The sequence below is a fragment of the Thermocaproicibacter melissae genome (assembly GCF_024498295.1).
GTDB lineage: Bacteria > Bacillota > Clostridia > Oscillospirales > Acutalibacteraceae > Thermocaproicibacter > Thermocaproicibacter melissae.
Map to the genome: position 1 here is coordinate 1,458,115 of NZ_CP101827.1, position 26,018 is coordinate 1,484,132.

Sequence of the window (26,018 nt, forward strand, 5' to 3'; positions counted from 1 at the left end):
CACGGGAGCTGCTTTTGTATGTAAGAATAGAGCAAGCCTTCGTTACAGAAGCCGCAGAAGTGTGCATCCGTGTGCCGGAAGTTCCGCTGAAACGGTGTTCTCTTTCCATTCCACGGTAGTCTGATTCCAGAGTTCCTTCGCTTTCCCTGAGGTTTTATCCGGCACCTCCAGCTTCAAAGCATGGTAAGCCTCCGTCAGGTCACAAGATACTGTCGCAGCAGAATCCGCTAAGTTAAACAGCGCCAGAACGATGCTTCCGTCCTTTGTGCTGTGCGATGCCCATACGGAATAGTCGTCACTCAGCGCTACTTGGCGGGAAACATGGTCCTCACCCACCAGCGCCAGAACCTCGCGGTTTGTAATCAGCTTTAATGTCTCGGAATCCAGCTTTGTCAGCTCCGCACCCAGCATCAGCGGCGAGCGGAAGATGCACCAGAGCGTCATCATTGATTTCTGCTCATCCGGCGTCAGGCGGGTAGAACGTTCCCCGTCAAAGAAGAAGAACATCCTGCCGATTTTTCCGAGCGGCAGCATATCGCAGTCCGGGTAGCTTCCTTCGCTGACGTGCTCCTGCCAGCGGGAGCAGCGGGTAAACATATCCTTAATGAGCTTCCAGTCATCCCAAATATCGTTCGTGATGCGCCACATATTGGCATACTTCTCATAATGCCAAGCTTTCTCAAGGACTGCCGGCCCGGGCGACAGACTGAGGACGATCTCGCGCCCGCAGCGCTCCACCGCCTTGGAGAGCATTTCAATCTCCTTTTCGGCGGAATAGGGGTTATCGACATACATATTTGTGTTGCAGATATCGTCGCACTTGATGAAGTCCACGCCCCACTGCGCATACAGCTCCAGCAGGGAATCGTAATAGGCCTGACCGGCTTCGGTGGCACGCACGCCGTACATATCCGGGTTCCATTTGCAGATGGAAGACGGGTCGGCAATATCCGCCGCTGTGAATCCCTTGTAGCGAATCGGGCGGTGTTCGTGCGCCGCTGCGCGCGGGATACCGCGCATGATGTGGATTCCGAATTTCAGCCCTTTCGAGTGAACATAGTCCGCGAGCGGGCGAAAACCCGCTCCGTTTGCGGCACTCGGGAATTTTTCCGTGCATGGAATCAGGCGGCTGAATTCGTCCATGTTGAGATGCCCGAAGGGCGGGTAATGATATGTCTCTCGGTTTTCGGCTCCGCCGTACATATACCAGCCTTCGTCTACGACGACATATTCATAGCCGTATTGTTTGAGGTGCTCGGCCATGTAATCCGCGTTTGCCTTCACCTCGGATTCCAGCACGTTGGTGTTGTAGTAGTCATAGCTGTTCCAGCCCATCGGCGGGCCGCTGAACTTGCGTTTCAACATATTACTCTTTCCCCTTTTCTGTTTCATGTTTCGGTTTTTTTACTCGGAAATACACTTGGTAATTCTGGTATCCGATTTCTTTCAGCGGAATAAAGTTGATACCCGGGTCCTGTGTTTCGGTGCGAAATCTTGTGAGGAATGTCCCCCACTGGCGCTCGGTGTCGGGCGATAGCTCCGCCGTCGGGTCATCCTGCTCCAGCGTTAAAACACGTTCCACATCGGTAATCCCCGCCAGGACATCCGGCCCGTAGCAGAAAGCGCCCGTCTGCGGGTCGTCCGGAAGCGGCACGAAACGCAGCCCGATGGGGAACAGAACCGTAACAATGTCGCCGTCCTGCCAAGTGCGGTCAATTGGGAACAGTTTTGCGGTGTCCTCGGTCTTGGCAATCAGGCTGCCGTTCAAATAAATTGACGCCGGTGCCTGAATCCACTTCGGCACCCGAAGCAGAAGCCGAAAATCGGCCGAAGTTTTCATGGTAAACTTCAGGTCAAATTTCTCATAGTCGGGACGGTTATCGGGCGCCGACTGCACGGCAGCGATGGAATTTGCAACATTGTTGACCGAAGATTTCTGCCAGCTGCCGTTCATCGCGTCACGCCTGAGCTGCAGAGTGACTTTGGTTTCCCCATCCACAAAGAATTCCGCGTCGGAATCCGCATACTGCGCAACGCACAGGCTGCCGCTCTCCTGATAATACAGTCCGCGGGCCAGTGCTGCGTTTGCCTGCACCATGGTGCCGTGGCAGCAGAAGAAGCTGTCCCTCTCGCCTGCCCATGTTTTGTGCATTCCCGCTTTCAGCGGAAGGAAATAGGTAAGCAGTCCTTTGCCGGGATGGCCGTTCTGCGGGTCTCCCTGCCAATATGTCTGCGCTTCCACGCCGTTGTGGAAGTTTTGTTCTATGTAATGCAGGTATTTCGGGTCGCCCTCACAGCGGAAGAGAAAATCCGCAAGGCGAATCATGTTGTAAACCGTGCAGTGCTCCTGGTTCTTGTCGCCGAGGCGAGCCTTGAGTTTGTTTTTGGGAGTCCAGATTTCTCCCTGCGTCTGTCCGCCCGTGGCAAAGGTGCCTCGGTCATCGACAGCACATTTCCAATACGCTTTCGTTATATCGAGCCACTTTTGTTCTCCGGTGACTTCCCACGCGCGTGCACATCCCAGAATCTCCGGAATGGTGGTATTTGCGTGCATATTGGTGAGCGGATCTTCTCCCCTCAACAGCGGCTCAAACAGCCTGCCGCGGTAATACCGCTTCAGCAGACGGCGGTACTTTTCTTCTCCGGTGAGGTCCAGCAAATCCGCCCAAACCTCCAACATTCCGCCGGTTTCCACGTCCAGAATATCATCGAACTGCTCACGCGTGAACTTTGCGCTCCAAGCATCAAACCAGTCGGCAAAGCGGTCGGCGATTTTCAGGGCCAGCTCATTTCCGGCCAGTCGGTTCTGATCAATCAGCCCCATGAACAGCTTGTGCAAGGTATACTGCGGCGCCCAAACCTGCTTGCCGCGTGCAATCAAGTCAAGGTATTTTTCGGGAATCGGCCCCACCCACTGGCCGCCGTTGTTCTGCTGGCACTCGTCCAACTCGCGGATGATTGCATCCGACTTCGCCTTCAGTTCTGCGTCGCCGGTTTCATAAATCTGCCAAGCGGCCGCAGAAAGCCAGTGACCAAGAAAATGTCCCCGAAGTTGGCAGGTGGGTGATTCCCAACCTCCCAGAATATCGTCCGGCAGATACGGAATCGAAATCTTCCCTGCCTCCATGAGATAGTTGAACAGCAGCTCACGGTTGCCGAGGCTCAGCAGATAGCGGCGGTTTTCCGCTTCTCTCCGTAGAAGCTCGTTTTCCAAAAGATGCACATTCCGAATGTCTAATGGTTCCATACTTCTCCCCTGTATTCATTCATATTTCACAAATGTGAGGCTGTATATCACTTTAATCTAGTTTACAGAGACAATCTTTTTAAGTCAATGGATTTTATCGTTCAATTTGACATGAATCTACACAAAAAAATCTGCGCCTTTTCCGAATGAAACCGTTCATTCAAAAAAGGCGCAGACTGTTCTTATTTTCACGAAAAAAGTGCCCCGGTTCTCCTTGCAGAGAAACGAGGCACTGAGAGAATCGCTATGAGATTACATTGCTTTGTAGACTGCAACTGCGCAGGCAACCGTTGCGCCGACCATCGGGTTGTTGCCCATGCCGATAAGGCCCATCATTTCGACGTGCGCCGGAACAGAGGAAGAACCTGCGAACTGTGCATCGCCGTGCAGACGGCCGAGAGAATCGGTCAGGCCGTAAGAAGCCGGGCCGGCTCCCATGTTGTCCGGGTGCAGGGTACGGCCGGTGCCGCCGCCGCTAGCCACGGAGAAGTACTTCTTTCCGTTCTCAAGTGCCCACTTCTTGTAGGTGCCGGCAACAAGGTGCTGGAAGCGAACCGGGTTAGTGGAGTTACCGGTGATGGAAACATCCACACCCTCATGTTGCATGATTGCAACACCTTCGCGGACATCGTTTGCGCCGTAGCATCTTACTGCTGCGCGCTCGCCTGTGGAGAAGGCGCGTTCATCCACGATGGTGAGTTTGTCAGCAAAATAATCGAATTCCGTCTTTACGTATGTAAAGCCGTTAATGCGGGAAATGATATAAGCTGCATCTTTGCCCAGACCGTTCAGGATTACGCGCAGCGGCTCTTTACGGGCAGAATTTGCCGAACGGGCAATGCCGATTGCGCCTTCCGCAGCCGCGAAGGATTCGTGACCGGCGAGGAAGCAGAAGCACTTTGTTTCATCTCTGAGGAGCATTGCGCCGAGGTTTCCGTGGCCGAGGCCGACTTTGCGCTGCTCCGCAACGGAACCGGGAACTGTGAAAGCTTCAAGGCCAATGCCGATTTTCTCAGCTGCCTCAGCAGCAGATTTCACGCCGGTCTTGAGGGCGACTGCACAACCGAGAGTGTATGCCCAGCATGCGTTTTCAAACGCTATGTTCTGTACGCCTCTGACGATTGCAGCGGGGTCAATACCTTTGGACAGGCAGAGATCGCGCGCCTCTTCGAGGCTTCCAAGGCCATACTCGGCAAGACATTTCTCGATTTTGGCCATTCTTCTTTCTTTACCTTCAAACATGACATCATTAGCCATTTTGCTTGTCCTCCTTATATAGCCTTATTCTTCACGCGGATCAATGTATTTTGCCGCGTTGTCAAAGCGACCATACTGGCCGATGTTCTTCTTGAAAGCTTCATCCGGGCTCATGCCATGACGGATATCTTCCATCATCTTGCCAAGGCGGACGAACTGGTAGCCGATGACCTCGTTGTTTTCATCGAGAGCCATCTTCAAAACATAGCCTTCGGTCATCTCGAGGTAACGGACACCCTTAGCATTGGTGCTGTACATGGTTCCAACCTGAGAACGCAGACCCTTGCCGAGGTCTTCCAGTCCTGCGCCGATCGGCAGGCCGTTTTCCGAGAACGCAGTCTGGCTGCGGCCGTAAACGATCTGCTTAAACAGCTCGCGCATTGCAACGTTGATTGCATCGCAGACGAGGTCTGTGTTGAGGCACTCAAGAAGCGTCTTCCCCGGCAGAATTTCAGCGGCCATAGCTGCCGAATGTGTCATGCCGGAGCAGCCGACTGTTTCCACGAGGGCTTCCTGCACAACACCGTCTTTCACGTTAAGGGTCAGCTTGCACGCACCCTGCTGAGGAGCGCACCAGCCCACGCCGTGGGTCAGACCGGAAATGTCTTTGATTTCATAGGCTTTAACCCATTTTCCTTCTTCCGGAATGGGGGCAGGGCCATGTTTGGGGCCCTTTGTGACGACACACATTTTTTCCACTTCAGCGGTATAATTCATATCGGTACTCCTTTCGGTATTTGATTTCCCGAAACACTTTTTCCATTATAGCGGATTCAGCCTTTTGAATCAATATACTAATCAAACTTTTAACGATTCCCAAATGCTGCATTTTCTTTATCTTTTTGTTATTGTTTGTTGAATCAGTAAATAAAGCTTTCGCTGATCCCTATTGTCAACCTCGTGATGTTCTTTGTCTGGGGATTCGGCAGCCACAATGTGAACCGAAAGAATTTTGGCCGTGCCGCACTGATTGTTTATGCAATTATTATTGTGCTCTGCATCGTTTTTGGCGCCGCTATTCTCTCCTTTATGGCGACGTATTTTCAGAGAGTTGGCGGAATTTACTGACTGCCTATGACCTTGCCGGCCGCGTTTTACGCGGCCGTTCTTTTTGTCCTTACATAAAAATATTAAAGCTCATGACCCAAAGGATATTCTCCTTTCGGTTTAACTTTTCGGCCGCCTGAAAAAACGCGGTCATTTTTATTAGACAACTTTTTTTAATTTGTGCAGGCCGACTTTTTTTCTAAGCAACAGAGATGTATAATAATAAATGTGACTATTCGAGCCCCGCAGATTATCTTACTGCCGGCCCAAAACAATCGGATTGCCAATGGACTGGAACCGTCACAACTTTTCTACAAGGAAGGATGTTTTCCCATGGACTTTATGGAAAAAATCATTGAGCGCGCAAAAGCGGACAAGAAAACCATTGTCCTGCCAGAAGGCACCGACAAGCGCGTTGTAACCGCTGCAGCCGAAGTGCTGAAACAGGGTATTGCCAATGTGATTCTGCTTGGCAACAAAAAGGAAATCAAGGCTGTCGCCGAGGGACTGGACCTCACCGGCGCAAAGATTATTGATCCGGCGAACACTCCGCTCCATGACGACTATGCAAAGACTTTTTATGAAATGCGCAAAGCAAAGGGCATGACCCCGGAAAAAGCTGACGAAATGATGCGTGATGCCACTTATTTTGGCGTCATGATGGTGAAAAAGGGCGCGGCAGACGGCATGGTCTCCGGCGCTTGCCACTCCACGGCAGACACACTCCGTCCGGCGCTGCAGATTGTCCGCACCGCTCCGGATTCCAAGCTCGTTTCCGGCTTCTTCCTCATCTCCGTTCCGAACTGCGAATACGGCGAAAACGGCACCTTTGTGTTTGCAGACTGCGGCCTCAACATCAACCCGAACGCGGACGAGCTTTCCGAAATCGCCATTGCTTCGGCAAAATCTTTCAAAGCCCTCGTCGGCGCAGAGCCGAAGGTTGCCATGCTTTCGTTCTCCAGCTACGGCAGCGGCAAGGATGCGCTTGTTGACAAAGTTGTGGAAGCAACGAAGCTCGCAAAAGAAAAAGCTCCTGACCTCCTGCTCGACGGCGAGCTGCAGGCAGACGCGGCGCTTGTTCCGTCGGTCGGCGCTTCCAAGGCTCCGGGCAGCAAGGTTGCCGGCCACGCAAACGTGCTGGTATTCCCTGACCTGAATGTCGGCAACATCTGCTACAAGCTCGTGGAACGTCTTGCAAAAGCAAACGCCTACGGCCCAATCCTCCAGGGCATCGCAAAACCGGTCAATGACCTCTCCCGCGGCTGCAAGGCTGAGGACATTGTCGGCGTCATTGCCATCACCGCCGTACAGGCCCAGAACAACTAATTAGCGGATTTATCTCTCTGAAATAAAGTGAAAACCCGGCCTCAGTGAACTCATCTCACGATCTTCTGCTGTTGCCGGGTTTTTTATATAAAATTTTATACTTAGAAGAAAGCGAGGAAATTCTATGTTTGAGCGTGTTAAGGTTGTTCCGATTAATGACCACATCTGGCTGCTGGACGACAACAACGAAGGCACCGGCTACGTGGTAGCCGGCAAAGAAAAAGCACTCATCATCGACACGATGAACGGTTATGAAGATGTGCGTGCCATTGCACAAACGCTGACCGATCTCCCGCTGACCGTCGTAAACACGCATGGACATGCGGACCATATTATCGGCAACGTCTATTTTGACCGCGCTTTTCTTCATCCGGCGGACGTAACGCTCGCGGAGGAGTGTTTTCACAGTCCCGAATTTCAGGAAGCAGCGCAGAAATATGGTCTGAAGCCGGCCGAGATGGTTCCGATTCACGGCGGTGATGTCTTCGACCTCGGCGGAGTTCAGCTTGAGGTTATTGAAACTCCGGGACACACGCCGGGCAGCATCTGCCTGCTCGACCGCAAAGACCGCATCCTTTTTTCCGGCGACACGATTGTCCCGCATGTCTGGATGCAGCTTCCAAAATCGCTTCCGCTGACGACGCTTGTGCATTCGCTGGACAATCTGCTGGCACTTGGCGGAGCGTTTGACAAAATCTTTACCGGGCATTCCACCAATGAACCTCTGCCTGCTTCGCACTGCAAGGAAGAACGCGACGCCGTTCAGGAAGTTATCGAAGGCAAAACTCAAAACGACGAGCCCTATGAGTGGTTCGGCCAAGTCAGCAAAGCACATCCCTACGGCGACAAGAAACAATGGAAAGTCGTTTACAACGGCTGAAACAATCTACATAAGAAAAAGAGAGGGCCGCGGAAAATTCCGCGCCCTCCTTCTGCTATGGATTGCCCGACAACCTATGGAAAAAATCGGCGAACCGATACACTCGATTCGCCGATTTCTTTCTGTTTATTAATATGCTTTGCCCCAGTAAACCATTTTGTCTGCCGGTTTACCGCAGCAAACGCAGACGTCGGAAAGATGCTCCTGCTCAAACGGGATGCAGCGGGAAGTAAGGCCCGCAACTTCCTTGATCTTCGCTTCGCAGGCGGCGTCACCGCACCACATAGCTTTCACAAGGCCCGGTTTCGTGTCTGCAATCTCTTTCATTTCGTCGAGATTCTTCGCAACGTATGTCATTCTCTCACGGCGCTCCAGTGCGCGGTCATACATCTGCTTGCGCACATTTTCGAGCTGCTCCGCAACGGCGTCTTCCAGTCCGGCAAGCGGCGTGAAGATTTTCTCGCGGTCCGTGCGGCGAACCAGTACGCACTGGTCGTTTGCAATATCCTTCGGCCCGATTTCCAGACGGAGCGGAACGCCCTTCATCTCATACTGGGCAAATTTCCAGCCCGGTGACTGGTCGGAGTCGTCAACCTTCACACGGAAGCGGCCTTTCAGGCGAGCCTCCAGCTCACGAGCCTTGTCGAGAACACCCGGCTTGTGCTGTGCGACCGGAACAATGATGACCTGAATCGGCGCAACGGCAGGCGGCAGGACAAGGCCGTCGTTGTCGCCGTGCGTCATGATGATGCCGCCGATGATGCGCGTGCTCATGCCCCAAGAAGTCTGGAACGGATGGCACAGCGAATTGTCGCGGCCCTGGAAGGTAACATTGAAGGCTTTGGCAAAGCCGTCGCCGAAGTAATGGCTCGTGCCGGACTGCAACGCTTTTCCGTCGTGCATCATAGCCTCGATGGTATACGTTGCTTCCGCGCCGGCGAATTTCTCGCTTTCGGTCTTCTGTCCCTTGATGACTGGAATGGCGAGCTGTTGTTCACAGAAATCGGCGTAAACATTCAGCATCTGCTTGGTTTCGGCGATTGCTTCCTCCGCCGTTTCGTGCATGGTGTGGCCTTCCTGCCAATGGAACTCTACCGAGCGCAGGAACGGACGCGTTGTCTTTTCCCAGCGGACAACGGAGCACCACTGGTTGTAGAGCTTCGGCAGGTCGCGCCAAGAGTGAATCACGCGGGCGTAATGGTCGCAGAATAAAGTTTCGGAGGTCGGGCGCACACAAATACGCTCCGGCAGCTTCTCCTCGCCGCCCATTGTCACCCATGCTACCTCGGGAGCAAATCCTTCCACATGCTCTTTCTCTTTGTTGAGAAGGCTTTCGGGAATAAAGATCGGCATGGAGACATTCACGTGGCCGAGTTCCTTGAAACGCGTGTCGAGGTAATGCTGAATATTCTCCCAGATGGCCCAGCCGTACGGTTCAATGACCATGCAGCCGCGCACGCTGGAGTAATCCATGAGTTCCGCTTTTTTTACAATGTCAGTGTACCACTGGGCGAAATCTTCCTCCATGGGAGTGATTGCTTCTACCATCTTTTTTTGTTCAGCCATTTTAATTCCCCTTATCCTTAGAACCGGCGTCTTCTGTCTGCTTCGCACCGGTTTTCTTCTTTTCCGTCACACGATTCAGAACTACTACTACGGCGCAGATGAGCAGCATGACGAGGAAAATTCCGAGCATGCCGAAACCCATTGCCTGCAGCGCCGCATTGATGGAATCGCCGGTTACCTGACCCATCGGGCCTTGATAATCAAGAAAGCGCATTTCTTCTCAGCCTCCTCAGTGAATCAGCGTTTCCGCGAGCTTCAGCAGGATACCGCCGGCTACAACCGAGCCGATCTGGCCTGCTACGTTTGCGCCGACCGCGTGCATCAGCAGGTGGTTCTGGTTGTCTTCTTCCAGACCCATTTTCTGAATCACACGCGCAGACATCGGGAATGCTGAAATTCCGGCCGCTCCGACCATCGGGTTGAACTTCTTCCCCTCCGGCAGAAACAGGTTCATCAGTTTTGCAAAGAGTACGCCGCCGATGCTGTCGAAAACGAAGGCAAAAAGGCCCAGCGCCATGATAAGCAGCGTGTCCCAGCGAACGAATTTTTCCGCCTGCATCTGGAACGAAACCGTAATGCCAAGGAAAATGGTAATCAAATTGGAAAGCGGCCCTTCTGCCGTTTTGCAGAGACTTTCGAGCTTACCGCATTCGCGAATCAGGTTGCCGAACATCAAAAAGCCTACCAGTGCAACGGAATCCGGAGCAATCAGGCCGGCAATCAAGGTTACGACAATCGGGAACAGAATCTTTGTTGTCTTAGACACCGACTCGGGGCGGTACGGCATGCGGATTTTGCGCTCTTTCTTCGTCGTAACAAGGCGAATGGCAAACGGCTGAATGACCGGAACCAATGCCATGTACGAATAAGCCGCAACCGTGATTGCGCCGACATAATTGCTTTTCAGCGTCTGCGCAACAAGGATGGAGGTCGGCCCGTCGGCTGCACCGATGACACCGGCCGATATTGCGTCCTTGAGCGGGAAGCCGAGCAGCACCGCCATAAACACCGTGAAGAAAATGCCGAACTGCGCCGCGCCACCGAACAGGAACATGCGCGGGTTGGAAAGCAGCGGCCCGAAGTCAATCATGGCACCGATGCCGACAAACAGAAGCAGCGGCATGGCTTCCGAAGCGCTGATGCCCGCGTGGTAAAGCCACTGCACAATGCCGTTGTCGCCCAGAACGCCGGTGTACGGCAGGTTGACGAGAATTGCGCCGAAACCCATCGGAATGAGCAGCGATGGTTCAAAGTCCTTTTTGATCGCAAGCCAGATCAGAAGGCCGCCGACGACCCACATCACCAGCATCTTCCAGGTGATTCCCTGAAATCCTTGGATGAGAAAAGTAAACTGTTCCAAACGGGGAAACGTCCTTTCGCACTATTATCGTATTTTACGTCATACTCTCTTATTATAAAGACCGACAGTGCGTTTTTCAAGCACTACCGACTTTTCCATGAAGTTTTGCACGGCGATGCAAAAAATCCGCCATGCGCTGCATGGCGGATAATAAATGAGCAGAGTTCTGCCCAGATTACTGGTGGTCTTCGATATATTTGACCAATTCCCCAACCGTCTTGAGGTTCTCCACTTCCTCATCCGGAATCTCGATCTCGAATTCGTCCTCAATTGACATCAGCAGATCGACAACATCCAGAGAATCTGCGCCGAGGTCGTCAGCGATGTTGGTGTCCGGGGTAATCGAATCCTCCTCAACATCAAACTGCTCGCTCAGAATCGCCTTTACTTTCTCTAAAACCATGCTTATCCTCCTTAAGAAATGGGATGCCCCGCTCATCCTAAAATACAGCCTTTTGTGGACAACGGGGACAATGGCGTGCTACAATTGCCACAAAAGCGAAATTCCCCGCGGTTTTTCCGGGGAACCGAAACACTATCCACATATTATTAGCAAAGTGATTCTTTGTCAATATCCTTTTTCATTCTTTTTTAGGGGAGATTTGTGTGAACACCTGCAGTTTTGCCCTGATTGGCCATCCGATAGGCCACAGCATGTCACCGTTCCTTCACTCAAAGCTTTTCGCCCTCTCCGGAGTCAATGCCTCCTATACCCTGCACGATATTTCTCCGGAGAATCTCGCCTCATCCGTCCCGTTTCTGCGGACGCTTGACGGGTTCAACATCACGATTCCCCATAAAGAAACAATTATTCGTTTTCTCGATTCGCTGGACCCGCGCGCCGAGGAAGCTGGCTCCGTCAACACCGTAAAAAATGTGGATGGGCGTCTGATTGGCTACACGACGGACGGCGAAGGCTTCCGCCGTGCACTGGAATTTGCCGGCGTTCCGCTTGGCGGAAGGGTCGCAATTCTCGGTGCCGGAGGCGCCGCGCGCGCCATCGCCTTTGAAGCGGCTCACGCGGGTGCCCGTATCACCGTTGCCGCGCGGGAACACAGCCTCCCCTCGGCGCAGCGTCTATGCGCCGAGCTTCGTGCAAAAATTCCGGGCACAACCGCGGAAAGCTGCTTAATCTCAAATTTGAGCGGAACATGGGACCTTCTCGTCAACGCAACGCCAGCCGGCATGATTCCGCATCCGGAAACCTGCGCCGCTTCGGAGGAGCTTGTGGCAAATTCCGCTTGCGTGTTTGACGCTGTTTACAATCCTGATGAAACAAAGCTCCTCTCCATCGCAAAACGCCTCGGAAAAAAGGCGGTGGGCGGCGTCGGCATGCTCGTCTGCCAAGCCGCGGCCGCCGAGGAAATCTGGCTCGGTACACATTTTTCCGCTAAAGACCTGCAGGCGCTGTTTGCGGAAACCTCCCTTCAGGTGAGGGCGCGGTTCGGCAATCTCACGCTCTGCGGATTCATGGGGTGCGGAAAAACGACCTGCGGCCGGATTCTAGCCAAACGACTGAATCGCCGCTTTGTGGACCTGGACGAGTACATTGAGCAGAAGCAGGGAATGTCCGTTTCCGAAATCTTTGCCAAAAAAGGGGAACCGGCGTTCCGGCAGATGGAAACGGATGCCGTGAAGGAACTTTCGCACTCCGGCGGGCTTGTGATTGCTGCCGGCGGAGGAACCCTGTTGAAGCCGGAAAATGCCGCTGCCCTGCGGGCAAACGGCATTGTTGTTCTGCTGGACGCTTCTCTGGAAGCGGTACGGGAACGGCTGAAAGATGACACCGCTCGTCCGCTCCTGCACCAGCCAAACAGCGCGGATGCAATTGATTTTCTTTACCGGGAGCGGCTTGCAGGTTACCGCGCTGCAGCCGATTTCACCGTACCCGCCGACGGCACGCCGGAAGAAACCGTAGAATCCGTTATTCGGCTTCTCTCTCTTGCTTAAGGGAATTGTAGGAAATGTCCGAAATTTTCATTCCCTTGCAATAGATGCAAAAAGAATTTTTGCCTTTTCTCTTAGCGCAATACATCGCCGTGTCTGCTTTACGGAACAGCTCGTCGTAGCTTTTTCCGTCAGCCGGGAAGAAAGCAATCCCCACACTTCCGGAAATATGTGACGTTGCGCTTTGAACGGAGGCGATGGTTTCGTTCAGCGCCTGTGCTTTTTTAACGGCCGCAGCCGGGTCCGTGTGTTCCATGAAGATGATGAATTCGTCGCCGCCGACGCGGCCGACGATGTCGCTCTCTCGGAACAATGCGCGGATTCTTCTCGCGAGTTCGGCAATTACCTTGTCACCCGAAAGATGGCCCAAGCTGTCGTTAATTTTTTTAAAGTTGTCAATGTCCACGACGAAAAGTGCATGCCGCTCGTTTTCCGTGCTGTGCGCAATGGCTGCATTAACCATTGCGATAGCTGAAAAGCGGTTATAAAGGCCCGTAAGAAGATCATGCTCCGCCTTTCGGCGCAGGTCTAGGGCCTCTTTTTTCTTGTGGTCGATATCCGTAAACATCACAATAAGCCTTGCAGGCTGACCGGCGCTGTCGCAGAACAATGTACACTTCAGGGTACACCAGATGTAGGTTCCGTCACTGGAGCGGAAGCGGAAATCTTCGTCGTCTGGTTTCTGCCCGCTCATAACCCGCTTACAGTAATCCAGCAAGGCGGGGCGGTCTTCTTCAAAGACAAAATCCGTTTTTTTCAGGAACGGAAGGAGTTCGTTCGCTTTCAGGTGCAAATTCGTATCGCGGAATTTCTTCCGGAACGGACCGGAAAAGTAAAACTCCCCTGTGCTGAAATTGCAGTCCACCACCGGATATGTAGCATTCTCCAAAATCAGGCGAAACCGCTCTTCGCTGGCCTTCAGCTCATCCTGCGCTTCTTTGATGGAGGTTACGTCAATGAGCACGCTGTAAATCCACACCGTTCCGTTTTCATCCACCATACAGCGCGCCTTGTTCAGCATCCACAACACGCTGCCGTCTTTGCACACCACGCGGAACATAAAAGCAACCACACGGTCGTCCCACGTTTTGGCATTGCGAATCTGTTCCAGAAGACCGGGGCGATCAGCCGGGAAGACCATCTCCAAAAACCGGCTCTGAAATACCTGCACAATCTCCTGCTGCGTATAGCCGGAAATTCGGCAGAATCCGTCGCTGACGAAATTCAGCGTTAAATTTTCGTCTGCGCGGAACCGAAGTACGCCGCCCGGAATGTTCGCTGTGAGCGCTTCGAGTTCTTCCTTCTGTTCCCGCTGAATTCGCTGAAACCTGCGCGCCAGTGTGATATTGTCGACAATCCCCAAGAAGAATCTCTCTCCGCCCTCCGAACAGCGTGTTGCACGAAATGAGACCCAGATGTGGTGGCCGTCTTTGCGAATCAGCTTCAGCTGCACAACAACATGCCCCTGGTCACCGGCACGCCGCAAGAGTGCTTCCCAGTCTTCCGGGTTCGCCTCCCGAAGAACAGGCTTTTCACCCGGTTCGCGAAGCCTGCGGATTTCTCCTTCGCAGTAACCCAGCATATCGTAAAACCCGGCGCTGGCAGACAAAATCGTGAGTTCCGGGTCGTCTCTGATTTTCAGAACACCCAGCCCAAGCTGATCCAGCAGCGAAATATTCAAACCGACTTCGCTCATTGCGAATTTCCGCCTCAATTCTTAACCGGCATCCCTGCTATATGATGTTTCCACAAATGTTTATAACAACATGTAAATTTGTTTGAATATGTAAATTAATTATATTTTTTACAATTATTCCTTTGATTACTTTTTAGAATTATTTTCACAAATTACTTTTATTTTACATATTTTAAAAAGGAAATAACTGTCGAAATTTCTTGACAGCACGTTATCTTTGTACTAAGATAAATTCCAAACAGTCAGAAGGGTGTGAAACTCGGCATGGCAGCAATGTTCTGCGGCAATCGATTTATGGCTTATTCCTATCCCCGCTATTCGTATATGGCGTGGGACGCTTTTGCATGCAGAAAAACAGCCGTCATACCGATTTCCGCAGGAAGGGGCATGTTTGCACCCTTGCCGTAAATTTTTGGCAAAATAAAAGGCGGAGCCGGAAGCGGCTCCGCCTTTTTTGCTTTGCAATTAATCGATGCAAATACTATTAACGCCATTCTCAAAAGGCTGAAACGGAGGAAAATAACATGATTATCATTCTAAAATCCGGCTGTTCCGCGGAACAGGCAAAAGAATTCGCTGCATCTCTGCAAAAGAAATACGGTGTGCAGGTGAATATCTGGTTCGGCACACAGAGCACCGTTCTCGGCCTCATCGGGGACACCTCGAGCATTGATATTGATTCCATTGCCGCGCAGGACTGCGTGGAAAGCGTCAAGCGCGTACAAGAACCCTACAAAAAAGCAAACCGGAAGTTTCATCCGGACGACACCGTCATCACGCTGCCGAGCGGGCAAAAAATCGGCGACGGCAGCATCGCGCTGATTGCCGGGCCTTGCTCGGTGGAATCCTCTGAGCAAATCTGCGAGGTAGCGGAGCGTGTAAAAAAGGCAGGCGCGCAGTTCCTCCGCGGCGGCGCCTTCAAACCGCGCACTTCGCCCTACTCGTTCCAAGGCCTGAGGGCCGAAGGGCTGGACCTGCTTGCGGAAGCAAAAAAGAAAACCGGCCTGCCCATTGTCACGGAAATCATGAGTGAAAAATACATCGACCTCTTCCTCGAAAAGGGCGTCGATGTAATTCAGGTTGGAGCGAGAAACATGCAAAACTTTGAGCTGCTCAAGCAACTCGGCCGCATCAACAAGCCGATTCTGCTCAAGCGCGGCCTTTCAAACACCATTGAAGAGCTTCTGATGAGCGCCGAGTACATTATGTCGGGCGGCAACGAACAGGTCATTTTGTGTGAACGCGGCATCCGCACGTTTGAGACTTACACGCGCAATACGCTCGACATTTCCGCTGTCCCGGTGCTGAAGCGCCTTTCGCATCTTCCTGTCATCGTGGACCCGAGTCATGCCTCCGGCATCTCTTGGCTTGTGGAGCCGCTTGCGCTTGCCGCTGTTGCGGCCGGAGCTGACGGCCTTATCATTGAGGTTCACAACGACCCGAAGCACGCACTCTCCGACGGCGCGCAGTCTCTCACGCCGGACCAGTTCGACCACACGGCCGCCCGCGTGAAAGCGGCTGCCAAGGCTTTGGGCCGGGCCGTAGAATAAATCCCGCTTTCGTGCTATAATGATGCAAATAGAAAAAGCGGAGGAGCGTTATGAAACAAAATGTCGTCATTGTGGGGCTTGGGCTGATTGGCGGTTCGTTTGCCAAAGCCTTTCGCAAATATACCGATTGCACCGTCATCGGCATGGATTGCTGCAGGGAGACAGCAGAAGCCGCTCTTGCAGCCGGCGCCATCGAAAAGATTGGAACGCCGGATGACCTGCCGAACGCGGACTTTGTTTTTCTTTGCCTCTACCCCAAAATCTGCGAACAATGGCTGCGGGAGCACCTCAAATATTTAAACCGCAACTGCATCGTAACGGATACCTGCGGCATTAAATCTTGGCTTTGCCCGCGCATGAAAAAGCTTTCGGAGGAAGGCGGCTTCACTTTTATCGGTTCGCACCCAATGGCAGGCAGAGAAAAAAGCGGCTTTGGCCAGAGCGACGCCGATCTGTTTCTCGGGGCAAGCTACATTCTCGTGCCCTGCGGCGCGCCTCGCGCCGCGGTGGAGGCACTGACGGAGCTTGTTCTGCCCCTCGGCTTTTCCGGCATCACGGAAACGACTCCGGAGGAACACGACCATATCATTGCGTTCACCAGTCAGGTTCCCCATGTGCTTGCCTGTTCGTATGTCATGAGCCCCCAATGCCCGAAACACAAGGGATTTTCCGCCGGAAGCTACCGCGACGTTTCCCGCGTAGCCAACATCAACGAAGTCATGTGGACGGAACTGTTCCTCGAAAACCGTGACGCGCTCGTTGAAGAATTGGACACGCTCACTCTGCATATTACCGAAATCCGCGATGCCATCGCCGCAAACGACGCGGAGCAGCTTCGCGCTCTTCTCCGCCGCGGACGGCTTGTAAAGGAAGGATTGGGAGAATAATGGAGCTTACCGTACATACCTCATCGCCGTACAAGATTTGGATTGAGAAAGGCTGCCTTTCCCGCGCGGGAGAGTTGATTGCCAACGTGTTCCCGTCCGGCGCGCGCACCGTTGTCGTTACCGACTCCAATGTCGCTCCGCTGTATTCCGATACCGTTATTCAGTCGCTCCGCGGGGCCGGATTTACCGCCGAAGTCTTTGTTTTCCCGGCAGGCGAAACGAGCAAGTGCCTTTCCACTGTGGAAGCTATGTACCGCGCCTTTGCGGACGCGCACCTTACCCGCAGCGATTTCGTCGTCGCGCTGGGTGGCGGCGTTACGGGGGATGCGGCCGGCTTTGCCGCTGCGACTTGGCTGCGCGGGATTCCCTTTGTGCAGATTCCCACCACGCTCCTCGCGCAGATTGATTCTTCCATCGGGGGCAAAACGGCGGTTGACATTCCGCAGGGCAAAAATCTCGTGGGGGCATTCCATCAGCCTTCGTTTGTGCTGATTGACCCGAATACGCTTGACACCCTGCCCCCTGAATTCTTCGCAGACGGGATGAGCGAAGCCATTAAGCATGGGTGCATTAAAAACCGCGCGCTTTTCAATTTTATCCGCGACACGGACATCCGCTGCCACATGGAATATGTGATTGCGGAAAACCTCAAAATCAAGCGCGCCGCTGTCGAGCAGGATGAATTCGACAACGGCGAGCGTATGCTGCTGAACTTCGGCCACACCTTCGGCCACGCACTCGAAAAGCTGAACGGCTACCAAGGCCTTTCTCACGGGCACGCCATCGCCATCGGGATGGTAATGATGGCAAAATGCGGCGAAAGGGCAGGCCTGACCGAGCCGGGCACCGCAGAAGAAATTGCGTCTGTGCTGAAAAAATACGGTCTGCCTGTGGAAAGCGATGAAAGCATCGACAAAATCGTCGAAACCGCGCTGCTGGATAAAAAGGCCCGCGGCGGCGTCATCAACCTTGTGATGCTGAAGAAAATCGGCGAGAGCTTTCTCTACCCCGTGGACAAAAAACGCCTTCTGGAACTGACGGAGGCGCTGCGATGAGTCGGGTACGGATTCTCCCCTCCGTTCTTCACGGAGCGCTTACCGTGCCGGTTTCCAAGAGCGCCGCGCACCGAGCTGTTCTCTGCGCTGCGCTCGCGGGGCAGAATCTTCTGCTGCCGGAGAACGAAGCGGTAAGCGATGACATTGCCGCGACCCGCGAATGTGCCGCGCTTCTTCTAGATGGAGACAACTCCCCCGCTGTGCTCGACTGCCGAGAATCCGGCTCAACGCTCCGCTTTCTGATTCCGCTCGCTGCGGCACTCGGCAGGAAAACTACCTTCATCGGCCATGGCCGCCTGCCGGAGCGGCCCATCGGGGTGTATCTCGACTGTCTGCCTCCGCACGGTATCCACTGTGAAACCGCAGGCGGACTTCCGCTGACCGTTTCGGGACAGCTTACTCCCGGCGAATTCCGCCTGCCGGGGAATATCAGCTCGCAATTCGTAACAGGGCTTCTTCTCGCCCTTCCGCTTTTAAATGGAGACAGCGACATCGTTCTCACCACGCCGCTCGAATCCGCCGCCTATGTGGACATGACACTAAAGGCAATGCAGGCGTTCGGCGTTACGGCTGTTCCGACACAAACAGGCTTTCATATTCCGGGAAACCAGTGCTACCGCCCAAACCCGGAGTACACGGTGGAGCGCGACTGGTCGCAGGCCGCCTTCTTTCTCGAAGCCGGAATCCTCGGCGGGCCGATCGAACTTCACGGCCTGCTGGCGGATTCTTGCCAAGGTGACCGCGCCGCAGAAGCATTGTTTCGGAACTTCGGCGCACAGATATCTTGGAAGGACGGTGTACTCACCGTGCGCTCCGGAATCCTGCCCGACGCGATTCCCGAAATTGACGCATCGCAGATTCCGGATTTGGTGCCTGCCCTTGCCGCAGCCGCCGCGCTTCTGCCCGGGCGGGTAACCCGCATTTCCAACGCCGGGCGGCTGCGGCTGAAAGAAAGCGACCGCCTCGCGGCAATGGCGGAAGGCCTGAACCGCCTCGGCGGGCAAGTGCGTGAGCTGCCGGACGGCCTTGAAATCACCGGCGTTACGCGCCTGCGCGGAGGAACCGCGGAAGGCTACGGAGACCACCGCATTGTGATGGCACTGGCTGTCGCGGCGCTCCGTTCCGAGGGCGAAGTGATTCTGACGGACGCTCAAAGTGTTCGGAAAAGCTACCCGGATTTCTTCCGGGATTACAACCGGTTGGGAGGAAAAGCGTATGTCATGGGGAACTCGGCTGAATCTGACAATCTTCGGTGAAAGCCACGGGCCGGCTATCGGCGTGGTTCTGGAGGGGCTTCCCGCCGGCGAAGAAATCGACATGGAGGGTATTCTTGCGCAGATGGCCCGCCGCGCGCCGGGGCACGATCGTTCCGCTACCTCGCGCAAGGAAAGCGACGAGCCGAAGATTCTGAGCGGAATGCTCGGAAACAAGACAACCGGCGCTCCGCTTTGCGCCGTCATTGCCAACACGAACACCCATTCTTCGGATTACGACAATCTTCAAAACATTCCGCGCCCCGGCCATGCCGACTACACCGCGTTCCTTCGCTACCGCGGTTTTCAGGACGTGCGCGGTGGAGGGCATTTCTCGGGCCGCCTGACCGCACCGCTCGTCTTTGCCGGGGCGGTCTGCCGCCAGATTCTAAAGCGGCGCGGCGTAACCGTGGGAAGCCATGTGCTTTCCGTTCACGGCAAAACCGACACCCCGTTTGACCCGGTAAACGTATCGGCAGAGCTTCTTGACTCGCTTTCCTCCAAATATTTTCCCACCGTCGACCCGCTTGCCGAATCCGCCATGCGCGAGGAAATCGAAGCGGCTCGGCTTTCGCTCGACAGCGTAGGCGGCGTTGTGGAATGTGCCGCTGTGGGGGTTCCCGGCGGCTTCGGCGGGCCGCTTTCCGAAGGTGTGGAATCTTCCATCGCTTCTTTGGTGTTCGGAATCCCCGCCTGCAAAGGGATTGAGTTCGGCGCGGGCTTTCGCTGTGCCGAAATGTTCGGGAGCGAAAACAACGACCCGTTTTATTATGACGGAGATACCGTAAAGACGCGGACGAACAATTCCGGCGGAATCCTAGGCGGCATCACGGACGGAATGCCGATGATTTTCCGCGCCGCGTTCAAGCCGACGCCCTCCATTGCCCGTGAGCAGGAAAGCGTTGACCTTGCCGCCAAAAAGAACACCACGCTCACGGTGCATGGCCGCCATGACCCGTGCATCGTGCCGCGCGCCGCCGTTGCTGTGGAATCTGCCGCGGCCGTTGCCATACTGGACCTTTTGCTTTAATCTGCCGTGAATGGAGAGAAAGCCATGACGCTTGAGGAAATCCGAAGCGAAATTGATGAAATCGACGCGCAGCTTCTTCCGCTGTTCCTGCGCCGCATGAAATGCGCGGAGAAGGTTGCGGAAATCAAAAAAGGCACCGGCCGTGCTGTTTTCGACCCGGTGCGTGAAAAGAAGATTTTAGACGACGTTGCGGCAAAGGCCGGCAGTTACGGCGGAGAAGCAAGAATCGTGTACTCCACCATGATGACGATGAGCCGCGCCGCCCAGCACCGAATCCTCGGTGCGGGAAAAGAACTGCGGGATGCTGTGGAACGCGCTTCGTCGGTACTGCCTTCCCCCAAGGCCGTCGCCTGTCTCGGGCAGAGCGGCTCCTTTTCCCACGAAGCCATGCTTCGCCTGTACCCAAACGCAAAGCCGCTGCTGCTTGACGACTTTTCCGCCGTATTCGAGGCGGTGGCAGACGGCTCCGCGTCGCTCGGGATCGTACCCGTGGAAAACTCCTCCGCGGGTTCCGTGGGCGAAGTCTACGACCTGATTCTGAAATACCGTTTTTCCATTCTGGGTGCACTGAGCCTTCCAATTCGCCACTGCCTTGCTTCTGCGGAAACCGATATCCATAAAATTCATACCGTTTATTCGCACCCGCAAGCCCTGCGCCAATGCACGGGATTTCTCCGTGCACATGGCTGGGAGACCAAACCTTGCTCCAGCACGGCGGCTGCTGCGGAGGAAGCGGAAAAACCCGGTGTAGCGGCAGTCTGCTCGCTGTGCGCCGCAAAGGAGCGGGGCTTAAACATTCTTGCGGAAGATATTCAAGATGTTTCCGGCAACCGCACGCGCTTTCTTGTCATCGGCCGAGAAATAGTCATCCCCGCCGATGCGGATAAAATCAGTCTGTGCTTTTCGCTGCCCCACACCATAGGTTCGCTTTCCGGAGTGCTAACGCGCTTTGCCGCCGCGGGGCTGAATTTGACGAAAATCGAATCGCGCCCGATTCCCGGAAAAAACTTCGAGTATGATTTCTACCTTGACTTCACGGGCAGCGCACGAGAGGAACGCACGCTCGGCCTTCTCTGCGTGCTGCACGATGAGCTTCCCCGCTTCACGTTCCTCGGCAACTACCATGAAATCGAATGATGAATCACGCATATAAAAAACGGCCCTCGGCTTTTCAACCGAGGGCTGTTTTGTTCTGTTATCCCTTCTGCGGAACAGCTTTCGCCGCCAGGGCCACCCAGCCTTTTTCCTCGCGGCGGGCGATGACTTCGAATTTTCCTTTGAGCGCGTCGAGCACATCCTGCTCGCGCTCGTCGATGATGCCGCTCATCAGATAAACCGCGTCGGGAGCGAGGTACTGCCCGATGTTCTGCGTCAGTTCAATGACGACGTCGGCTACAATGTTGGCCGCCACCACATCAAAGGTTCCGTGCACCTGCTCCGTCAGGTTTCCGCAGATGCCCGTGAAGCGGTCCCCAACATGGTTGCGCTCCGCGTTCTGTACGGCGGTTTTCACGGCAAGCGGGTCAATATCGACGCCCACCGCGCTCTTTGCGCCGAGCAGAAGTCCCGCAACGGAGAGAATTCCGCTGCCGCACCCGACGTCGAGTATTGTGCTCCCCGGTTTTACATATTCCTCGAGGAACTCCATGCACAGGCGCGTCGTCTCGTGCGTTCCTGTGCCGAATGCAACGCCCGGCTCCAGATTGAGGACAATGCGGTTTTCCGGATTCTCCGTCTGCTCCCAGTCAGGCCGAATAAGCAGCTTCTTGCCGACCGGAATCGGGTGAAAATACTTTTTCCAATTATTAATCCAGTCCTCCTGCACACACGCCGAGGTCTCGATGGTACTTTGGATTCCCGCGGCCGCATAGCGTTCCGTGAGGAAAGCCACCGCCTCCGCCGGGTTGTCGTCGGGGCTGATGTAGACATGAACGACCGCCTTCGTGCGGTCCTTTTTCTTCAGCTCTTCGTCGATTAAGTCAATGTGGGCAATCTCCTCGACTTCCTCGTCGAGGTGGGAGTAGTCCTCAATATAGATTCCGTAGGGAACCGTCATCTGGGCAATGTCTCCCGCAAGGTCGACTTTCTCTGCATCAACCGTAATTTTGACTTCCGTCCAATCCATTTCTTTTCTCCTTCCGGTTTTTGGCGCCGCGCTTTTCGCCGTTCAATCGACTGAAATCATATTTTGGTAAACTCCGGGGAACGAATCCTCAATTATCGTCGCGCCGACGGTTTTTCGGTAAAACCCCTCGGTCTCTTCGGTGCAGCTTACAATCGCATAGGCAAAGCCGCTGTTCTTCAAAGCCAGCAGGCCCGCCCGCAGCAGTGCTTCGCCGACACCCATTCCGCGGTATTTTTCATATACCCCAATCGGCCCGAAAAAGTCCTTTGCCGCCGTGTTGTAGCACGCAAAGCCGATAATCCGCTTCTCACGCACGGCAATAAAACAGTTTACCGGGTGGCTTGTAAAGGAATAGGAGCATTCGTTCGCCGGGCCGTCCCCGAAATTGTTGCGCACAAACAGAACAATGTGTCCTTTATCCACCGGCATCGCGCGTTTTACGGAAATGCCGATTTCCTTCAATTTCCTGCAAAGCTCCGGTTTTTCCTCCAATGAATACAGCTTCACAAGCATATCATGCAGCACTGCGATTCCTCCGATCTTCGCAGGCACAGCCGGTCAGTTTTCATTATACCCGACTATGCGCTGAAAATATAGACTTAATTCGTTCTCTGCGCGAATACATTTGACTAACAAAACTTTTTCACGAACAAAACTTCAGGTGGTTTGTCAGATGAACAAAAAGCGCAGATTTTTGCTGAATACTGCCGTGCTCACGCTGAGCGGGTTCTTTTTAAGAATGCTGGGACTCTGGTTCCGAACCGTAATCACGTCTTATGTCGACGCAGACGGCATGGGACTTTACCAACTCATTTTCTCCGTCTTTTTCTTAGGTGTCACGGCGTGCACCTCCGGTTTTGGCCTTGCCATGACGCGCCTTGCGGCGGAAGGAAAAGCCTCTGCCGGATGCGTGCGGCGCTGCCTCGGGCTTGCGCTTGTGCTCAGCGGAATCGCCCTCTCGGTGCTCTTTCTGGCGTCGGATTTCATCGCCGAGAATTTCATTCACAGCCGGCTTGCGGCCCGCCCGCTGCGGATTCTGGCGCTTGGTCTTCCGTTCATCGCCTGCTGCGCATCGCTCAAGGGCTGCTTCTTCGCGCAGAGGAACACCGTCATTCCCGTTCTCGGCGATTTCTGGGAACAGGGCGCCACCATCGGGATTTCGCTTTTCCTGCTGCGTCACTCAAGCCTCCCCCCGTTGGAAAGCCTCATGATTGGTTCCACGCTCGGTGAAGTCGCCGCTGTTCTTTACATTGTTCCTGTTTTTCTCGCGTATGTGGGCAGGCACGGGCTTGCAAAGGAAAGCAGCGGCATAACACGGCAAATCGTACATATTGCCGGGCCGATGCTCGCAGGGTCCCTTGTGCGGAGCAGCCTTTCCGGTGCGGAAAACCTGCTGATTCCCGCCGGGCTGCGCAAAAACGGGGCGGACAGCGTCGCCTCGCTTGCCCAGTACGGTGTTGTGCAGGGCATGGTGATGCCGATTCTCACCTTCCCCATGTCGCTCATCAGCTCCGCCGCCATGTTGCTGATTCCTGAAATTGCGGAAGCGAACGCCGGGAACGACCGCCGCTCCATTTCCAGACAGGCGGAATATGCGTTCCGCTATACCCTTTTGTTCGGTTTCCCCATGGCTGCTGTTTTCATCGTGTTTGCGGAAGAACTCGGCACCGTGTTTTTCGGCAACGCTCAGGCGGCTGTGATTCTCCGCATCATGGCTCCGCTTGCACCTCTGATGTACATTGACAATGTCGTGGATAACCTGCTCAAGGGACTCGACCAGCAGATGTTCTCACTCAAGGTCAACACGATTGACTCTGTTTCACGGGTTATCCTCATTTATTTCCTCATTCCCCGGTTCGGAATTCAGGCATACCTTGTAATTCTATTCGCAAGCGAGATTTTCAATGCATCACTGAGCATCGGAAGGCTGCTGAAATTCGCGAAACTCAAGGTTGATATTCTCACATGGATCATCTACCCTGCCGTCTGCGGCGCGCTTACGTTTTATGTCCTTGCTCTTTTCAAACAATTATTTTGAAATTGACAAAGCTTCCGTGAAAAGATACACTTTTAATGATATGGAAAACATTAAACCGTAGAATGACGTTATAGGGGAAATTCGCATGCTGCATTTTTTTGCACTTGTGCTTATATTTACGGCATATAGCTTTATCGGCTGGCTGTGCGAAAGCATCTATTGTTCCGTGGCGGCAGGGCATTTCATCAACCGAGGCTTTCTGAACGGACCCGTCTGCCCGGTCTACGGCTTTGGCGCGATGCTTGTCATCTGGATTCTTTCGCCCTTAAAGGAGCATGACCATCTTGTCCTGCTGTTTTTTGCGGCTGTCCTGCTCACCAGCACCTTGGAGTACCTAACGGGATTCTTGTTGGAAAAAGCCTTCAACACCCGTTACTGGGACTATTCGGACAAGCCCTTCAACATTAAGGGACGGGTGTGCCTCGAAAACTCGCTGCTGTTCGGCGGGATGAGCGTAATTGCCGTTGCGCTGATCCACCCGGCAATTCTGAAGCTGGTGTCACTTTTTTCACCGGTAGGCTTAGGGATTACCGCCGTCGTTCTCTTACTGATCTACGCACTGGACACCGCGCTCTCGATCAACGCGATGTACAGCCTGAACGGAAAGCTCGACGAGCTGCAAAGGGTATTGGACGACATCACCGAGCACGCACGCGCCGCAACGGCAGAAACAAAGAGCCTGCTTCAATCTGCGCCTATCCTCGATAAGCTGGACGAAGCAACGAAAAGCGCCATCCAGCGCTTTTACGATTCCCGCACCAAAATCGGTGGGCTTCTCGCTTCCGCACAGCGCCGGATTATCCGCGCTTTCCCGCACATGCGCTCGCTGCGCAGCAACGAATCTTTACAGCGTGTTCGCAGCCGCATCGTTGACGGGGTCCATTATGTTTCAGACAAAGTCTCCGAAAAAGTCCCATCGGCAATTTCGTCTCGGATAAAAAAGGACTGAGGGCGGAAAGATTATGAAAACAGCAATTGTAACAGGCGCCTCCAGCGGCCTCGGGCGCGAATTCGTCATTTTGCTTGACCGCACGGAACATCTCGATGAAATCTGGGTCATAGCTCGGAGAAAAGACAGGCTGACCGCGCTTGAAAAGCAGGTCAAAACAAAACTGCGTGTTCTCCCCCTCGACCTCACGGAGCGGGAAAGCTTTCGCATCCTTGACGATCTGCTCCAAAGCGAAAAGCCCGACGTGCGCGTGCTCATCAATGCCGCCGGCTTCGGCAAAATCGGAAGCTACCGCACCATCCCGCGCGAAGTCTGTGACTCCATGATTGACCTCAACTGCCGCGCGGCAGTTGACATGACGCAAACCGTTCTGCCGTATATGCACAGAGGGGCGCGCATCCTGCAAATCTGCTCCACGGCGGCATTCCAGCCGTTTCAGTATCTGAACCTATACGCGGCCTCCAAAGCGTTTCTTTACCGTTACAGCCGCGCCCTGAGGGTGGAATTGTTCGGCCGGGGGATTAAGGTCACCGCTGTCTGCCCCTACTGGATTAAAGACACGGAATTCATCGGCACGGCAAAGAAAACGGCAGACAGTTCCTATATCCGCCATTTTCCGCTTGCTTCTCGGCAGAAAATTGTTGCCCGCATGGCGCTTACCGACAGTCGCCTCGGGTTTGCGGTCTCCACGCCCGGCATTATCTGCACGCTTCACCGCATTGTGGCAAAGTTCATTCCCAGCGAATTGATGATGGGAATTTGGGCGCTGATCCGAAGAATTTAGACGAAAAAGCAAAGCTCCCGA

Annotated in this window: 23 protein-coding genes; 12 read left to right on the forward strand and 11 right to left on the reverse strand. The window is 54.1% G+C overall.

Annotation, left to right across the window (positions count from 1 at the left end; all coding sequences use genetic code 11):
• Positions 1–42: 42 nt before the first annotated feature.
• From NOG13_RS07175 to NOG13_RS07190, 4 genes are all read right to left on the reverse strand, one after another.
• Complete coding sequence (locus tag NOG13_RS07175) at positions 43–1,365, reverse strand: glycoside hydrolase family 27 protein (RefSeq protein ID WP_283109891.1); 1,323 nt, start codon at positions 1,363–1,365, stop codon at positions 43–45.
• Position 1,366: 1 nt separating this feature from the next.
• Complete coding sequence (locus NOG13_RS07180; protein ID WP_283109892.1) at positions 1,367–3,247, reverse strand: beta-L-arabinofuranosidase domain-containing protein; 1,881 nt, start codon at positions 3,245–3,247, stop codon at positions 1,367–1,369.
• A 252-nt stretch (positions 3,248–3,499) separates the two neighbouring features.
• On the reverse strand, positions 3,500–4,504 hold the full coding sequence (locus NOG13_RS07185; protein ID WP_283109893.1) for a GGGtGRT protein: 1,005 nt from the start codon (positions 4,502–4,504) through the stop codon (positions 3,500–3,502).
• Between the two features lie 24 nt (positions 4,505–4,528).
• Complete coding sequence (locus tag NOG13_RS07190; protein ID WP_283109894.1) at positions 4,529–5,221, reverse strand: iron-sulfur cluster assembly scaffold protein; 693 nt, start codon at positions 5,219–5,221, stop codon at positions 4,529–4,531.
• Between the two features lie 621 nt (positions 5,222–5,842).
• Between NOG13_RS07190 and pta the strand changes: the two genes are divergently transcribed.
• Positions 5,843–6,877: a phosphate acetyltransferase gene (gene pta, locus NOG13_RS07195; RefSeq protein ID WP_283111172.1), complete on the forward strand. Its 1,035-nt coding sequence runs from the start codon at positions 5,843–5,845 to the stop codon at positions 6,875–6,877.
• A 124-nt stretch (positions 6,878–7,001) separates the two neighbouring features.
• Complete coding sequence (locus NOG13_RS07200) at positions 7,002–7,757, forward strand: MBL fold metallo-hydrolase (RefSeq protein WP_283109895.1); 756 nt, start codon at positions 7,002–7,004, stop codon at positions 7,755–7,757.
• Between the two features lie 129 nt (positions 7,758–7,886).
• Here NOG13_RS07200 and proS read toward each other — a convergent pair whose 3' ends face one another.
• From proS to acpP, 4 genes are all read right to left on the reverse strand, one after another.
• The gene (gene proS / locus NOG13_RS07205; RefSeq protein ID WP_283109896.1) at positions 7,887–9,323 is read right to left on the reverse strand and encodes a proline--tRNA ligase; all 1,437 of its coding nucleotides are present in this window, start codon (positions 9,321–9,323) and stop codon (positions 7,887–7,889) included.
• 1 nt (position 9,324) lies between these two features.
• A complete protein-coding gene (locus NOG13_RS07210; protein ID WP_283109897.1) occupies positions 9,325–9,537 on the reverse strand; it encodes a hypothetical protein in 213 nt (70 codons plus the stop codon).
• Between the two features lie 15 nt (positions 9,538–9,552).
• Positions 9,553–10,632 carry a sodium ion-translocating decarboxylase subunit beta gene (locus NOG13_RS07215; protein ID WP_283111173.1) on the reverse strand — a complete coding sequence of 360 codons (1,080 nt, stop codon included), beginning with the start codon at positions 10,630–10,632 and terminating at the stop codon, positions 9,553–9,555.
• Positions 10,633–10,858: 226 nt separating this feature from the next.
• The gene (acpP, locus tag NOG13_RS07220; RefSeq protein WP_283109898.1) at positions 10,859–11,086 is read right to left on the reverse strand and encodes an acyl carrier protein; all 228 of its coding nucleotides are present in this window, start codon (positions 11,084–11,086) and stop codon (positions 10,859–10,861) included.
• A 203-nt stretch (positions 11,087–11,289) separates the two neighbouring features.
• On the opposite strand from acpP, the gene aroE reads away from it, so the two are divergent.
• On the forward strand, positions 11,290–12,633 hold the full coding sequence (aroE, locus tag NOG13_RS07225) for a shikimate dehydrogenase (RefSeq protein ID WP_283109899.1): 1,344 nt from the start codon (positions 11,290–11,292) through the stop codon (positions 12,631–12,633).
• On the opposite strand, the gene NOG13_RS07230 is transcribed toward aroE, so the two are convergent.
• Positions 12,608–14,326: a GGDEF domain-containing protein gene (locus tag NOG13_RS07230; RefSeq protein ID WP_283109900.1), complete on the reverse strand. Its 1,719-nt coding sequence runs from the start codon at positions 14,324–14,326 to the stop codon at positions 12,608–12,610. The two genes, aroE and NOG13_RS07230, sit on opposite strands and share 26 nt — an antisense overlap.
• 524 nt (positions 14,327–14,850) lie before the next feature.
• Here NOG13_RS07230 and aroF point away from each other — a divergent pair.
• Genes aroF through NOG13_RS07260 form a run of 6 tightly spaced genes read left to right on the forward strand, consistent with a single transcriptional unit; the run spans position 14,851 to position 21,238 of the window.
• Positions 14,851–15,876, forward strand: a complete 1,026-nt coding sequence (gene aroF, locus NOG13_RS07235) for a 3-deoxy-7-phosphoheptulonate synthase (RefSeq protein ID WP_283109901.1) — start codon at positions 14,851–14,853, stop codon at positions 15,874–15,876.
• 50 nt (positions 15,877–15,926) lie between these two features.
• On the forward strand, positions 15,927–16,763 hold the full coding sequence (locus NOG13_RS07240; protein ID WP_283109902.1) for a prephenate dehydrogenase: 837 nt from the start codon (positions 15,927–15,929) through the stop codon (positions 16,761–16,763).
• Positions 16,763–17,818, forward strand: a complete 1,056-nt coding sequence (aroB, locus tag NOG13_RS07245; protein ID WP_283109903.1) for a 3-dehydroquinate synthase — start codon at positions 16,763–16,765, stop codon at positions 17,816–17,818. The genes NOG13_RS07240 and aroB overlap by 1 nt, the downstream gene beginning before the upstream one ends.
• Complete coding sequence (gene aroA, locus NOG13_RS07250) at positions 17,815–19,074, forward strand: 3-phosphoshikimate 1-carboxyvinyltransferase (protein WP_283109904.1); 1,260 nt, start codon at positions 17,815–17,817, stop codon at positions 19,072–19,074. Before aroB ends, aroA begins: the two co-directional genes overlap by 4 nt.
• Complete coding sequence (gene aroC / locus NOG13_RS07255; RefSeq protein ID WP_283109905.1) at positions 19,034–20,101, forward strand: chorismate synthase; 1,068 nt, start codon at positions 19,034–19,036, stop codon at positions 20,099–20,101. Before aroA ends, aroC begins: the two co-directional genes overlap by 41 nt.
• Positions 20,102–20,125: 24 nt before the next feature.
• Complete coding sequence (locus NOG13_RS07260) at positions 20,126–21,238, forward strand: bifunctional chorismate mutase/prephenate dehydratase (RefSeq protein WP_283109906.1); 1,113 nt, start codon at positions 20,126–20,128, stop codon at positions 21,236–21,238.
• 58 nt (positions 21,239–21,296) lie between these two features.
• Here the strand turns inward: NOG13_RS07260 and prmA are convergent, their stop codons facing one another.
• Complete coding sequence (gene prmA, locus NOG13_RS07265) at positions 21,297–22,226, reverse strand: 50S ribosomal protein L11 methyltransferase (RefSeq protein ID WP_283109907.1); 930 nt, start codon at positions 22,224–22,226, stop codon at positions 21,297–21,299.
• A 42-nt stretch (positions 22,227–22,268) separates the two neighbouring features.
• Positions 22,269–22,751 (reverse strand): GNAT family N-acetyltransferase, encoded by a 483-nt coding sequence (locus tag NOG13_RS07270; RefSeq protein WP_283109908.1) that lies wholly within the window; start codon positions 22,749–22,751, stop codon positions 22,269–22,271.
• Between the two features lie 148 nt (positions 22,752–22,899).
• Between NOG13_RS07270 and NOG13_RS07275 the strand changes: the two genes are divergently transcribed.
• The 3 genes from NOG13_RS07275 to NOG13_RS07285 all read left to right on the forward strand — a co-directional run bounded on the left by NOG13_RS07275 (position 22,900) and on the right by NOG13_RS07285 (position 25,997).
• Positions 22,900–24,264, forward strand: a complete 1,365-nt coding sequence (locus NOG13_RS07275; RefSeq protein WP_283109909.1) for an oligosaccharide flippase family protein — start codon at positions 22,900–22,902, stop codon at positions 24,262–24,264.
• Positions 24,265–24,349: 85 nt separating this feature from the next.
• Complete coding sequence (locus tag NOG13_RS07280; RefSeq protein ID WP_283109910.1) at positions 24,350–25,213, forward strand: putative ABC transporter permease; 864 nt, start codon at positions 24,350–24,352, stop codon at positions 25,211–25,213.
• 13 nt (positions 25,214–25,226) lie between these two features.
• Positions 25,227–25,997, forward strand: coding sequence for an SDR family NAD(P)-dependent oxidoreductase (locus NOG13_RS07285; protein ID WP_283109911.1), 771 nt, complete (start codon positions 25,227–25,229; stop codon positions 25,995–25,997).
• Positions 25,998–26,018: the final 21 nt, after the last annotated feature.

Coding starts and splice junctions, on each gene's coding strand:
- NOG13_RS07175 (WP_283109891.1), bottom strand. CDS start 1,365: ATGTTGAAACGCAAGTTCAGCGGCCCGCCGATGGGCTGGAACAGCTAT.
- NOG13_RS07180 (WP_283109892.1), bottom strand. CDS start 3,247: ATGGAACCATTAGACATTCGGAATGTGCATCTTTTGGAAAACGAGCTT.
- NOG13_RS07185 (WP_283109893.1), bottom strand. CDS start 4,504: ATGGCTAATGATGTCATGTTTGAAGGTAAAGAAAGAAGAATGGCCAAA.
- NOG13_RS07190 (WP_283109894.1), bottom strand. CDS start 5,221: ATGAATTATACCGCTGAAGTGGAAAAAATGTGTGTCGTCACAAAGGGC.
- NOG13_RS07200 (WP_283109895.1), top strand. CDS start 7,002: ATGTTTGAGCGTGTTAAGGTTGTTCCGATTAATGACCACATCTGGCTG.
- proS (WP_283109896.1), bottom strand. CDS start 9,323: ATGGCTGAACAAAAAAAGATGGTAGAAGCAATCACTCCCATGGAGGAA.
- NOG13_RS07210 (WP_283109897.1), bottom strand. CDS start 9,537: ATGCGCTTTCTTGATTATCAAGGCCCGATGGGTCAGGTAACCGGCGAT.
- NOG13_RS07215 (WP_283111173.1), bottom strand. CDS start 10,632: ATGCTGGTGATGTGGGTCGTCGGCGGCCTTCTGATCTGGCTTGCGATC.
- acpP (WP_283109898.1), bottom strand. CDS start 11,086: ATGGTTTTAGAGAAAGTAAAGGCGATTCTGAGCGAGCAGTTTGATGTT.
- NOG13_RS07230 (WP_283109900.1), bottom strand. CDS start 14,326: ATGAGCGAAGTCGGTTTGAATATTTCGCTGCTGGATCAGCTTGGGCTG.
- aroF (WP_283109901.1), top strand. CDS start 14,851: ATGATTATCATTCTAAAATCCGGCTGTTCCGCGGAACAGGCAAAAGAA.
- NOG13_RS07240 (WP_283109902.1), top strand. CDS start 15,927: ATGAAACAAAATGTCGTCATTGTGGGGCTTGGGCTGATTGGCGGTTCG.
- aroB (WP_283109903.1), top strand. CDS start 16,763: ATGGAGCTTACCGTACATACCTCATCGCCGTACAAGATTTGGATTGAG.
- aroA (WP_283109904.1), top strand. CDS start 17,815: ATGAGTCGGGTACGGATTCTCCCCTCCGTTCTTCACGGAGCGCTTACC.
- aroC (WP_283109905.1), top strand. CDS start 19,034: ATGTCATGGGGAACTCGGCTGAATCTGACAATCTTCGGTGAAAGCCAC.
- NOG13_RS07260 (WP_283109906.1), top strand. CDS start 20,126: ATGACGCTTGAGGAAATCCGAAGCGAAATTGATGAAATCGACGCGCAG.
- prmA (WP_283109907.1), bottom strand. CDS start 22,226: ATGGATTGGACGGAAGTCAAAATTACGGTTGATGCAGAGAAAGTCGAC.
- NOG13_RS07275 (WP_283109909.1), top strand. CDS start 22,900: ATGAACAAAAAGCGCAGATTTTTGCTGAATACTGCCGTGCTCACGCTG.
- NOG13_RS07280 (WP_283109910.1), top strand. CDS start 24,350: ATGCTGCATTTTTTTGCACTTGTGCTTATATTTACGGCATATAGCTTT.
- NOG13_RS07285 (WP_283109911.1), top strand. CDS start 25,227: ATGAAAACAGCAATTGTAACAGGCGCCTCCAGCGGCCTCGGGCGCGAA.